The following is a 12,012-nucleotide window of genomic DNA, read 5'->3' as shown; positions in this document are numbered from 1 at the left end:
TTCAGGCTATTTTTCGGGCCATTTTTGCTATAAGCGAGGTCACTAACTCGTGTTGACCCACCGTCGCTGGCCATAAATGCGGTCACTAACTTGCATTGGGGTAAGTAGCGAAAGGTGCCCACCCGGTGACACGCCAGGCGGACACACTTTTGTCTATTAACCCTTGCCAGAATTTAAACAAGGAACAAAAAGAAATGCCCCGGCGGTTGAATCGTGGAGATTCGCACGCCGGGGCATTTGTGCGCCATCAGGGACTCGAACCCCGAACCCGCTGATTAAGAGTCAGCTGCTCTGCCAGTTGAGCTAATGGCGCTTACCGTTTCCTGCTTGGTGCTCTCTTTGTGAGCTCCTCGCTGGCAACGAGAAGATATATAACCAGGTTTCTGATTGTTTGTAAAATCGGCTGGTCAGACGCTGTTTTTGAGTCGATGTTTCTGTATGTTTTTGGGAAGGTTTTGCGCAACCGTTTGAAAAAAGTTCAAAAAAAGTTTGAAAATCCTCAAAGTGGGGCTGGAGGGCGCCTGTATCAACGTCGGGAGCGTGCATAGATGCCGCGGTGGCGTTCGGTGTGGTTCGGCGGTGGTGTTCAGTGGTGGCGGTGGCGTTCGGTGTGGTTCGACGGTGGTGTTCAGTGGTGGCGGTGGCGTTCGGTGGTGGCGTTCGGTGTGGTTGGGCGGTGGCAGCGGTGGCGATTTGGAATACCGAACTGATTACTTTTCGGTAACAATCCCTGAAGGTGTCCCGTTTTCCCTGGTCGATTCAAGTGCCCCGGCTTTTGGGGGTTGCACAGCAATTTTCTAGAGGGTTAACTGTAGGAACCGTTGGGCTACTCTGCGTGCTGTGTCCTGTGAGGGGTTTCAGGCTGCAATTGGGCAGTTAAAAAGGCTTTTCACGTAGGGTGAGCGTTTTGTCGGCGGCTAGTGCCATCGCGGGGTAATCTAGCTTTTTCCCGGACATATCAGGGCTTCGCTGTGTTGCTCTGTGGCCCGGGAGTTACTACTTAATAATTGCACTGTTGGAGTGAAGCACGATCATGCGGCAATCATTTAAGCGCCTGTCGATGGCGGTGGTGACGTTTGCGACCACCATTTCTCTGGCTGCTTGTACCGTTGGTGGAGATAATTCCGGGCAGCAGGGAGCAGAGGAGCCAGACGCTGGTCTTGTCGCCAGTGTGAAGGACGACGCTACCGATGTTTCGGTGGTTGATCCGATTTCGGTTCAGGTGGGCGAGGGACATCGCCTGGACAAGGTTGTTATGACCAACCCTGAGGGTAAAGAGGTAAAGGGCAAGCTCGACGACAGTGGCACCAAGTGGACCACTGCAGAACCTTTGGGGTACTCAAGGACCTACGAAATTAACGCCACCTCGGGCACAGAAAAGCTGACTAGCTCATTCACCACCGTCGAGCCGACTAATCAGGTAAATGGTTACCTGTCTCCACTGGATGGTTCTACCGTGGGGGTTGGCCAACCTATCGCCGTGAAGTTCAGCGCGAGTATCTCGGACCGAGAGGCCGCTGAGGAAGCGATTAAGGTGACCACCGAACCTAAGGTGGAAGGCGCTTTCTACTGGCTGAACAATACTGAGGTTCGCTGGCGTCCAAAGGATTACTGGAAGCCGGGCACCAAGGTTACCGTGAAATCCGACATTTACGGCACCGATCTTGGTGACGGCATGTACGGTGCGGAGTCCGCTGAAACTAGCTTCACCATTGGTGATGAAGTCATTGCCATCGCTGATGATGCGACTAAGACCATGGTCATTAAGAAGAATGGTGAAGTCGTAAACTCCATGCCTATCTCCATGGGGTCGAATGTTCACCCGACTCCGAATGGTCAGTACATTCTCGGCGACCACAATGAGAGCATGGTGATGGACTCTCGCACCTATGGCCTGTCTTTGGCAAACGGCGGCTACGTCACCCCGGTTAACTATGCAACGCAGATGTCCTACTCGGGTATTTACGTTCACGGCGCACCGTGGTCCACGTGGGCACAGGGCAGCGTCAACCAGTCTCACGGCTGCATCAACGTCACGGACGCCAACGCTAAGTGGTTCCTGGAGAACACCAAGCGCGGTGACATCGTGATTGTGAAGAATACTGTTGGTGAGACGCTCTCCGGTGTCGATGGACTAGGTGACTGGAACATCCCGTGGGAGACTTGGAAGAAGGGCAACGCCGACGAGACCAGCTCTTGGTAGCCCATATCGCCTAAAGTGCGGCCATCGTTTAGGCCGCACGGGCTAGGCCGCCACCTATTCACCCAACATTCCCAGCTCCTGCGCCCGAGCAACAGCCGCGGTGCGGGAGCTTACGTCTAGCTTGGTGAAAATATGCACCAGATGCGACTTCACAGTCGCTTCGGTGAGCACCAGCTGTTCAGCAATTTTCCTATTCGACATACCCCGCGCGACCAATTCGAGCACCTCGAGTTCGCGCGGGGTTAGTGCTGTATTGGGGTTGCGCATCCTACCCATCAGGCGCCCGGCCACCTGCGTGTTCAGTACGGTTTCACCTCGAACGGCACGACGGATGCCGTCGATGAGTTCTTCCGGCGCAGCATCCTTCAGCAGATAACCAACTGCGCCTGCGGTCACAGCGCCGAGCACATCGGAGTCTGAGGAATAGTTGGTCACTACCAACACTTCGGGAGCCTTCACTCCCCGCCCGGCCAGTGCGCGGATGGCCGCGGTGGCATCAACCCCGCCAGCGCGGGTAGCGGTGCCAGGGGCCTCGCCAAAGCGAAGGTCCATGAGTACCAGATCGATGTGGTCGCAAGAGTCGTCGTCAAGCGATGCGCGCACCTTCTCGACCGCTTCGTCACCGGTAGTAGCCTCGCCGACCACGACGATATCCGGCGCCGATTCAACGACGGCGCGAAGGCCAGCGCGGACGATGGGGTGATCGTCGGCGATGAGGACTCCGATGGGCTTGGTCACCTGGCTATCTCCTCGGGTGATGTGAATGGTCGTTTCCTACCTGCCTACCAGGTGCGCGACTTTAAGGGTTGAGGTCGTGCGGGATGCTGACGCTGACACCGCAGCCGCGCCCCGGTTCCGATTCGATGGTGAAGGTACCGCCGAGCTTTTCCACACGTCGGCGCGCGTTGGCGATACCGACGCTGTCGTCGCTGGTTGGTGTGATGGGGTCGAAACCGATGCCGTTGTCGACGCAGTCGAGAAGGACCTCGTCGGGCTGGTAGGTCAGGGTGACGCGGCAGCGGGTGGCGTTTGCATGCTTGACGACGTTCGCCAAGCTCGCCTGGGCCACCCTGATAATGGTGGCCTCGACAGTGGCTGGCAGCCGCGTGGGTGTGCCGTCGACGCAGAAGGTGACGGCATCGCCAAGTACCGTGGTGGAGCAGACTTTCTCCAATGCACTGGAAAGGTCAGAGCCTTCGAGGGGCGCCGGCTGCAGCGCTGCAATGATGCGCCGGGTCTCGGCGAGATTGTCGGCCGCGACCTTGCGGGCGAGCTGTAGAGAATCCAGCGAGGCCTGATCATGCTGGATGGGGGCGTTCTTCATTCGTGACTCCACCGAATGCAGCAGCAGCTGGATGGAGGACAGCCCCTGCGCCACCGTGTCATGAATGTCGGCCGCGAGGCGTGCGCGTTCGTCCAGCTCACCGGCGCGACGCGACAGCGCTTCCGAGCGGGCACGGGCAGCCGAGAGCTCCTCTAGCGCCTTGGTCTTTTCGATGGTCTCCTTCTGCAGGAGCCGGAACCCCAGCCCCACAGTGAGTACAAACGTCCCGCCGAGGATGGGGCCGAGGACACCGCCAAAAGTCAGGGGAGTGTGTATAGCGATGGCGCCGATTGCGGCCGCCGTTGTCGCAGCCACCATGATTACGGCTGTAATCCCGCCGGTGACCTGCAAAATTACGAAAAAAAGTGGGAAAACCAGAAACGAGGCGTCCAGCGTCGCGAACGCCAACGCCGCCCAGCACAGCAGCAGAATCACAAGCCAGCCCAGCAGCAGGCCACGTGGTTTAGTCAGTGCAACCTCGTTGGCTACGTTGCCATGCCGAGCCCGTCCAATCGGCCCGACCGAACCGGCAATGTACACCACCAGAAAGCACGCCGCATAGGTGATGATTCGCCACTCCGGGTTCGGTATCACGCACACCGCCAGCAGCACCAGCACCAAAACATCCAGGGCAAACCGCAGTATCTGCCAGCTGCGGTTCAGAGTCTCAGGAGTATCCACGCCCTCGAGCTTAGGTCAGTTCCACCTGCCAAAACACTGCTGACGAGCTGGAACCATCAACATCAACCGAAAGTTGGAGACGAAGTTCAACCTCCATGGCGATTAAATCCGCCTGTGAATCCACGACCATAATGAGTATGTACCAGTCAATGAAAGAACTTCGAGCCGCTCCAGGCCGTGCCGCACTGATCACCATCACCGTCGGCATGATTGCTGTGATGGTCACATTCCTCTCGGCTTTGGCTGCAGGTCTGTCCGACCAGTCCGTTTCCGCACTTGACGAGGTCTACGGCAAAAACGACGCCGTCGTCATCTCCGAGGGGGCTACGTCGCTGTCGTCGTCAAGCATGGGCGAGACAGCACGTAAGAGCGTCCAAACGTGGGCGAGCGACAGCGGCGCAAGCGTCCGCGATGTCTACGTCAGTCGTGCGCGCGTCAACGAAACGCCCGTCACCGTCATCTCCGACTTTTCGCTTGACGACGACCAGGTGGCCATCACCGATGGCGTCAGCGAAACCGATATTGCGGAAGGTGACTCGCTGACTCTGTCTGGTGCGATGGGTGAACACGAAACCACGGTTGCACGCGTGGTGGGGGACAAGTGGCTGGATCACCAGGCAGTTATTTACGCCGGTCGCGGTGTGATGGAAGACCTGACCCCGGGGCAGATGGTGCCGGCGGCGATGGTTGTCGACGAGTCTGCGGCACAGCTGCCGAATGTTGCGGAAGGAACCATTCTGCGTGATGGCGAGCGCAATAACCTGTCGGCTTCCTACCAGGGAGAGCAGACTTCGCTCAACGCGATGACCTCGATGCTGTATGTCATCTCCGCGCTGGTAGTAGGCGCATTTTTCACCGTGTGGACCGTTCAGCGACTGCGTGGTGTGGCTATCTCATCGGCACTCGGTGCTTCCCGCTCCGTGCTGGTGGCTGACTCTCTGGCACAGGTGCTGGCCGTGCTCGCAATCGGAGTTGGCGGCGGCGTGGCGGTGACTGCAGCTGCAGGCTGGGCTCTGCAGAGCGCCAATGTCATGCCGATTGTGGTCGATGCTTCAACGACTGTCGTGCCGGGGCTCATTCTCGCTGTGACCGGCGTGGTTGGTGCACTGCTGGCGCTGGTGCCGGTCTTCCGTGTCGATCCGACGACCGCACTAGCGAATGCATAGGAGTGCGTTACTGCGGCGGCTCCCTGCACCATACACACCACACACCACGCACCACGCGCATCACGAACAACCCTGCAACTGAGGAATTGAGGACAAAATGACTACCTACATCGACAACAAGGCTCCCGTAGCACTGGCGCTGAAGAACATCTCGCTGACCGTCCAGGACGGTGAAAACAAGCGCACCATTTTGGATGACATCTCGCTGAAGATTCGAGCTGGCGAGGTAGTGGGGCTGGTGGGGCCATCGGGTTCCGGTAAGTCGACATTGCTGACCATTGCCGGTTGCCTGAAGAGCGCCGATTCCGGATATGTCACTCTGTACTCCAACAAGCAGGACTCGAACGGTGCAGGCGCTGCCGAGAACACGGAACGAACAGCCATTGACTTGAGCGCTCGCGGCGCGGATGCTGCCAAGATTCGTCGCGAACACATCGGTATCGTCTTCCAGCAGCCGAATCTTCTGCCCGCCTTGACGGTTAAGCAGCAGCTCATCGCGATGCGGCGACTGGGCCGCGTCTTCGGTTGGCCCGCGGGTGGCCGTCGTGAAGCGGAGAAGCGCGCGGATGAGCTGCTAGAGGCAGTTGGCCTGGCAGGGCTTGGAGACCGTCGCGTAAGCCAGCTTTCCGGTGGTCAGCAGGCGCGCGTCAATGTTGCGCGGGCACTGATGAATGAGCCGGAAGTGCTGCTAGTCGACGAACCGACTGCGGCCCTGGATCAGAAGACCGCCGGTGCGGTGACACGACTGATTATGGATGTGACGCGGAAAATGGGTGTGGCCACCCTGTACATCACCCACGACCTGGGCCAGCTCCACGGCGCCGACCGAATCGTGGAGATGGTTGACGGCAAGCTGCAGACATCGGATGCAGGCTTGGTAGCTACTCGGTAGGCACTGGGGAGTAACGGGGGATTCGGTAGCTACCAGCAGCGGCTATCCGCTGGGTAGCTAACCGGTCGCGTCGGCTTACCAGGTGGCGGGAAATTACCAGGTGACGTAGGTATCCTTGCCGACGGTAAAGCCGTGGTCACCACTTACACAAGTCATGTTGTTGTCCTTGGAACCGCAAGTGACAGTCTCGTCGGATTCAAAAGACATCCGGACTTTGATTTTCTTGCCATCCTCGAGGGGGGTACCCGTACCTATCGAAGGGAAAGTTCCCTGCTGCAGCCAATTCTTCGGCTTGGTTCCCAACGGAGAACGCACTGGCATCCAGCCAACGTTGGTTGCCTTTGGCGGGTTCGGCATATCTCGGACACCGTCGTCAGCACGCTCATCATGGGGCCACTCACTATGGTCGCCAGGCACGGCACAGACAGCTTTGTCAACGACAAAGTGGCACTGCACCGTTTCGTCCGGTGTCATAAAACGCGTGCCTGCCAGTTCTCCAGAACCGTTTTGCGTGTAGAACATGGCATCGACTTCCTCGAGGTCGTCGAGGATGCTCGCGTAATCCTTGGCGCTATCTGCAGCGGTGCTCGTAGAGTTCGAGCTGCTTCCCGACGTCGAAGTCTCAGAGCTGGTCGAGGTACTGGAGTCTGATGAGCTCGAGCTAGAGGTACTTGAATCAGAAGTACTTGTGGAAGACAGGGTGGAAGAAGATGCGCTTGAACTGACGGCCTGCTCTGAGCTAGCGCTGCTTGCGTCGGAGTCGTCCCCGTTACAAGCTGCCAAGCTGCCTGCGATGGCAACACCTGCAAGCAATGCGGCTACTTTGCGGGGAATGGAGATTGGTGAGTGCTGGTGGGGTGCGGGGTTTTTGAAGGTCCTCATGCACGACAGAATATCCTCGCAGCTATAGCTGGGTAAGCGTTTTTCACCAATTTATTTAGGGTTAATAGACAAAAGTGCGCCTGATTCTCAAGATAGTGACTGGTCAGACCCCAACTGTGGCAGTTCCACAACCTGGGGGTAGGTAGCAAAACCGGAAAACCCAAAACCGGAAAACCCAAAAACTATGGAGTGCACATGCGAATACGGGCTGCACATGTGAAACTGCCCAACTTTATAGCACTTTCAGGTCATTTTTCGGGCCATTTTTGCTATAAGCGGGGTCAGTAACTCGCATGGGATTGTCGTTGCTGGCATAAACGCAGTCACTAACTCGCATGGAGGGCTAAGTAGCAAAAGGCCCCACCCGGTGACACGCCGGACAGACACACTTTTCTTTACTTAGCCCTATTAACCCGCGACCTGCGTAGGGCGGATTCTAGGGGGCGTGGACACAGAAGACCCTCGGCCGGGAAAAATTCCTGGCCGAGGGTCCTATTTGGGGTGACTGACGGGGCTCGAACCCGCGACACCCAGGATCACAACCTGGTGCTCTACCAACTGAACTACAGTCACCATTACCGCGTTAAGAGAGCTATTTTCTCGGCTCATCTCTGCAGCGAACTATATGGTAGCCCACAGTAGGCTGGAAACAAAAACGGCAGGTCAATCCGGATAAATTTAGGAAAGGGCGGGGTTTGGGGCCGTCGTAAAGCGAGCTAGCCGCGAATTTCGCCGTACTTTTCTGTGGATTCGTTGCTAGCGGTGGAAATAGCGTCGGCGTCCGGGCCGGGGTGGGGTAGGAGCATTGCGCGACGGTAGTAGTCCAGCTCGCGGATGGACTCCTTGATGTCGGCGAGAGCTCGGTGAGCGAGGCCCTTCTCTGGAGCGCCCTTGAGGACCTGTGGGTACCAGCGGCGAGCTAGCTCCTTGAAGGATGAGGCATCAATCATGCGGTAGTGCAGGTGCTGATCGAGCTCTGGCATGTAGCGGTGGATGAACTTGCGGTCGGAGGCAATCGAGTTACCTGCCAACGGAGCGGTGCGCGGCTCGGGAACCCACTGGCGGATGTAGTCCAAGACGGCCTGCTCGGCGTCAGAGACATTGGTCCTGCTTGCGCGAATCTCCTGATCTAGGCCGGACTTTGCATGCATCTTGGTGACGAAATCATCCATCTGTGCCAATTCGGTTTCGGAAGCGTGCACGACAATGTCCACACCTTCACCAAGAACATTGAGGTTGGCGTCTGTGACGAGAGCCGCGATTTCGACGATGACGTGGCGTTCGGGCTCGAGGCCTGTCATCTCGCAGTCAATCCACACGATGCGGTCGAGCTCAGGGGAGAGCTGGAGGTCGGGATCGGACTGAGTCATGATTTCACCTTTCGCTGAGATTCGGCTTGAGCCTGCAATGAGTTTTGTTTCGCGTCTGGAATGTGCTGTGGGCACGTGTTGACTACGCCCAGCTTAGCGAGGCGGATCGTGGCGTGGTCTGGGTATGGATTGAAAGGCGGATTGTGGGGAAATGAAATTAATTGGATGTTGAGGTTTTAGGATTGGACGACGGGGTATGAGCTAAATCAACCTATTTGCCTGCTAAAATTACTTCTGAATTCGAATTCCAACGGGAGAAATAGTTACATGGATGAGACGAATCGTGCCGACGGCGCTGCTAATAGCGACACTGCAGCACAGAAACCATCCGTCGATGATGTCATCATTGCCGCCGCGCGCGAAAGCGTTATGACCGTGGGCTTGCGTAGGACTTCGATTGCAGAAATTGCTCGCAAGGCAGGGGTTTCCCGGCCGACCGTATATCGCCGATATGCCGATATCGGTGAGCTTCTGGCGGAAGTGACCAACCGCGAAATTTTGCACATGCTTGAGGGGCTCCGTTATGTCCCCGGCAATTCGCGCGCTCGTATGTTGCTGCGTATTCGAATCGTCGTTCAGCGCATTATTGATAGTGACTTTTTCCCTGGCTTGGTCAAGACTGACCCTGACCGCGTATTGCAAATGCTCACAGGAGAGATGAGCGACACACAGATGGAAATTGTGGAGAAGTTTATTCTCCCTGGTGTTCGCCACGGGCAGGAAGACGGCACTATTCGAGAACACGACCCATACCTGCTTGCGCGCAACATTTACCGTCTGATCCAGACGATGGTGCTGGTGTGGCGCCCGAATGGAAAGGACGCGGAACTCGACAAGGAATCTGTCGAAGAAGTTGTCGATATGGTTGACCGCTACTTGCGTCCGGACCCCACGGATAGCAAGAAGGACTAAGAGGTAAAAACCCGCCTGATGCTGGTATACAACCAGTTCAGGCGGGTTATTTTTGCGCCCCCAGAAGGATTCGAACCCTCGACCAATCGGGTAGAAGCCGACTGCTCTGTCCACTGAGCTATGGAGGCCAGCTAAGAAAAGCATTGTAGCGTCTCCAGCGCGGCCAATCACAACCGGTTCGCATCCCAGTGCTGTAACCGGTTCTGCTCTAGCGACTTTGGTCGCTAAGCTTAGGGCTATGACTGCCACAACCAAGGCCGAGACCTCTCCGCCTGTTAGCAAGGATAAGAAAGTCCGTAAATCTGCTGGTTGGTACGTTGTTTTTGTGCTTATCGGCGGCGTTTTAGCTGGTTTGCTCTCGATGGCGTTCAACATGGATTCGCGCGCCACGTTGGGCATTCCTGATCCCGGCACAATCACTACCTTCGGGTTCCCGTTCGCCAAGGCGGCCGGTGAGTTGCTCGCTTGTCTCGGTGTCGGCTCGTTTATGCTCGCCGCTTTCGGTACGAAGCAGCGTGCCGACGGCACTTTGGGCCTCGACGGCTACACAGCATCCCGCACGGGTATGTGGGCCATGCTCGGCTGGGGTCTCATGGCGCTGATGGAGATTCCGCTGGTTCTCTCCGATGTGTCGGGCCAGCCGCTGTCAACAACAATTCAGCTGAGCAACTGGGCTGTGTCCTTGGAGCAGACCAAGGAGGGCTTGGCGTGGCTGTGGGTAGCTATTTTTGCGGGCATTGTGGCGCTCGGCTCATCGCTGACTCGTAAGTGGATTTGGCAGCCGGTGTTCTTCGCCATCAGCTTGGTGTCGATGATGCCGCTGGCTGTTGTGAGCCACAACGCCTCCGGTGGTGCGCATGACTACGGCACCAACTCCTACATCTGGCACTTGACTTTCACTGTGTTTTGGGTCGGCGGTTTGATGGCGTTGGTTGGCCACGCGCGTCGTCGTGGTGAGTGGATGCCAGAAGTCGTGAAGCGCTACTCCTTCGTGGCGTTGGTTGCATTCATTGCAATGTCTGCCTCTGGCTTCATTAACGCAGCCATCAATATTGACTGGTCTGACCTGGTCAGCAATAACTACGGCATCATGGTGCTGGTCAAGGCGGTGCTCACCATCTTGCTGGGCCTGTGTGGCTATGTGCACCGCAAGATCACCATTCCGGAGATTGAGCGTGCCCAGTCGAATCGCCCGTTCTGGCGACTGGCCATTGTTGAGGTCATCATTATGGCGCTCACGATTGGCGTTGCCGTGGCCCTCGGCCGTACTCCGCCGCCACCGAATTTCTCTGAGCAGGCCGGTGGTGAGGGCCTGCCGTCCATTACACAGATGCAGGTCAAGCTCGGCTACAACCTGGAGATTCCATTCGGTTGGGAGGCCATGTTCACGCAGTGGCGTTTTGACATCTTCTTCGGTTCGGCCGCCATCATTGCCGCGTGGATTTACCTGTACTGGCTCTATCTACTGAAGAAGCGCGGCGGTACCTGGCCGCTATCCAACACCCTGTGGTGGCTCGGCGGCTGCGCAACCTTGCTGTTTACTTCGTGCAGCGCCCTGGGCGTGTACATGCCGGCTCTGTTCTCGGTTCACATGATCGCCCACATGCTTTACTCCATGGGTATCCCGGTCATGCTGGTGCTGGGTGGGCCGGTCACGTTGGCGCTGCGTGCGCTGAAGCCGGCCGGCCGCGACGGGTTGCCGGGTATTCGTGAGTGGCTGGTGGTCTTCATCAACAACCCGGTGTCGCGTTTCCTCACGCACCCAGTGGTGGCAACGGTGCAGTTCGTTGCAGGTTTCTATCTGCTCTACATGACACCAATCTACGACTTCCTGGCCGATGAGCACGCCGGTCACGTGTTCATGAACATCCACTTCTTGATCTCCGGTTACATCTTCTACTGGGTCATTATCGGTGTCGATGCCGCACCGCAGCAGATCGCGCCGTCGGTCAAGCTGGTCACGCTGATGGGTTCGTTGCCGTTCCACGCTTGGTTCGGTATTTCGCTGATGCAGTCGCAGAAGGTACTTGCCGAGACCTACTACGCCAGCCTTGATCTCCCGTGGGCAGTCAATCTCCTGGAGGATCAGAACGTCGGTGGTGCCGTCGCGTGGGCCGCCGGTGAGGTTCCGCTCTATATCGTCACCGTTGCGCTGTTTGTGCAGTGGCGACGTTCTGATGAGAAGGATGCCGCACGCTACGACCGCGTCGCAGACCGCAACAACGATGAGGAGTTGGCTGCATACAACGAAATGCTCGCGCGTATGAGCCAGCAGGTCGGTGTCGGTGGCGAAGATGAGCGCGACTACTACACCTCGGAGGTTGACGCGCAGCATCCGGTGCACATGGACAATCCGATTGATGCCTCGAAGAGGCGCGGAAGGTAGCGTCGTTAAGCAGATTTCGTTCGCTTGACGACGAGGATTGCTGCGACCCCGCCCCTCAACTTCATATGAAGCCTGTGGATAGTTGTCTTTTAGACGAACTTATCCACAGGCTTTTTGTTTGCCTCTTTCGCTTGCCTCCCGGAGCCGGAAAAGTAGTTGGCACGGCACGAATGAGACATCTTCGGATTATTCGGCC

General features: G+C 57.3%; 10 protein-coding genes and 3 tRNA genes. 6 read left to right on the top strand and 7 right to left on the bottom strand.

The annotated features are described in order from the left end of the window. Positions 1-240: 240 nt before the first annotated feature. Positions 241-313: transfer RNA gene (locus ADA16_RS09530), tRNA-Lys, on the bottom strand. Positions 314-1,033: 720 nt separating this feature from the next. Here ADA16_RS09530 and ADA16_RS09525 point away from each other — a divergent pair. Beyond that, positions 1,034-2,203: a L,D-transpeptidase gene (locus ADA16_RS09525; RefSeq protein ID WP_048761342.1), complete on the top strand. Its 1,170-nt coding sequence runs from the start codon at positions 1,034-1,036 to the stop codon at positions 2,201-2,203. 54 nt (positions 2,204-2,257) lie between these two features. Here the strand turns inward: ADA16_RS09525 and ADA16_RS09520 are convergent, their stop codons facing one another. Together ADA16_RS09520 and ADA16_RS09515 are read right to left on the bottom strand one after the other, a co-directional pair. Then, positions 2,258-2,941 carry a LuxR C-terminal-related transcriptional regulator gene (locus ADA16_RS09520; RefSeq protein WP_082150696.1) on the bottom strand — a complete coding sequence of 228 codons (684 nt, stop codon included), beginning with the start codon at positions 2,939-2,941 and terminating at the stop codon, positions 2,258-2,260. 61 nt (positions 2,942-3,002) lie between these two features. Next, positions 3,003-4,208 carry a sensor histidine kinase gene (locus ADA16_RS09515; RefSeq protein WP_048761336.1) on the bottom strand — a complete coding sequence of 402 codons (1,206 nt, stop codon included), beginning with the start codon at positions 4,206-4,208 and terminating at the stop codon, positions 3,003-3,005. Between the two features lie 149 nt (positions 4,209-4,357). Here ADA16_RS09515 and ADA16_RS09510 point away from each other — a divergent pair, with 149 nt between their 5' ends. Next, positions 4,358-5,374 carry an FtsX-like permease family protein gene (locus ADA16_RS09510; protein ID WP_239659429.1) on the top strand — a complete coding sequence of 339 codons (1,017 nt, stop codon included), beginning with the start codon at positions 4,358-4,360 and terminating at the stop codon, positions 5,372-5,374. 97 nt (positions 5,375-5,471) lie between these two features. Next, positions 5,472-6,266 (top strand): ABC transporter ATP-binding protein, encoded by a 795-nt coding sequence (locus ADA16_RS09505; protein WP_048761330.1) that lies wholly within the window; start codon positions 5,472-5,474, stop codon positions 6,264-6,266. 93 nt (positions 6,267-6,359) lie between these two features. Here the strand turns inward: ADA16_RS09505 and ADA16_RS09500 are convergent, their stop codons facing one another. Next, complete coding sequence (locus ADA16_RS09500) at positions 6,360-6,788, bottom strand: hypothetical protein (protein WP_048761327.1); 429 nt, start codon at positions 6,786-6,788, stop codon at positions 6,360-6,362. Between the two features lie 43 nt (positions 6,789-6,831). Here ADA16_RS09500 and ADA16_RS09495 point away from each other — a divergent pair, with 43 nt between their 5' ends. Beyond that, a complete protein-coding gene (locus ADA16_RS09495) occupies positions 6,832-7,176 on the top strand; it encodes a hypothetical protein (RefSeq protein ID WP_152680755.1) in 345 nt (114 codons plus the stop codon). 469 nt (positions 7,177-7,645) lie between these two features. On the opposite strand, the gene ADA16_RS09490 is transcribed toward ADA16_RS09495, so the two are convergent. Further along, positions 7,646-7,721: transfer RNA gene (locus tag ADA16_RS09490), tRNA-His, on the bottom strand. A gap of 143 nt (positions 7,722-7,864) precedes the next feature. Beyond that, a complete protein-coding gene (gene orn / locus ADA16_RS09485) occupies positions 7,865-8,518 on the bottom strand; it encodes an oligoribonuclease (protein WP_048761322.1) in 654 nt (217 codons plus the stop codon). Positions 8,519-8,785: 267 nt separating this feature from the next. Between orn and ADA16_RS09480 the strand changes: the two genes are divergently transcribed. Next, positions 8,786-9,430, top strand: coding sequence for a TetR/AcrR family transcriptional regulator (locus ADA16_RS09480; RefSeq protein WP_048761319.1), 645 nt, complete (start codon positions 8,786-8,788; stop codon positions 9,428-9,430). Between the two features lie 55 nt (positions 9,431-9,485). Here ADA16_RS09480 and ADA16_RS09475 read toward each other — a convergent pair. Beyond that, positions 9,486-9,558, bottom strand: a tRNA-Arg gene (locus tag ADA16_RS09475). 110 nt (positions 9,559-9,668) lie between these two features. Between ADA16_RS09475 and ADA16_RS09470 the strand changes: the two genes are divergently transcribed. After that, the gene (locus tag ADA16_RS09470) at positions 9,669-11,816 is read left to right on the top strand and encodes a cytochrome c oxidase assembly protein (protein ID WP_048761315.1); all 2,148 of its coding nucleotides are present in this window, start codon (positions 9,669-9,671) and stop codon (positions 11,814-11,816) included. Positions 11,817-12,012: the final 196 nt, after the last annotated feature.

Source organism: Corynebacterium vitaeruminis, from assembly GCF_001054325.1.
GTDB classification, from domain to species: Bacteria; Actinomycetota; Actinomycetes; order Mycobacteriales; family Mycobacteriaceae; genus Corynebacterium; species Corynebacterium vitaeruminis_A.
The sequence above is the reverse complement of the archived record's forward strand: the minus strand, read 5'-3'. Positions and strand labels throughout refer to the sequence as shown.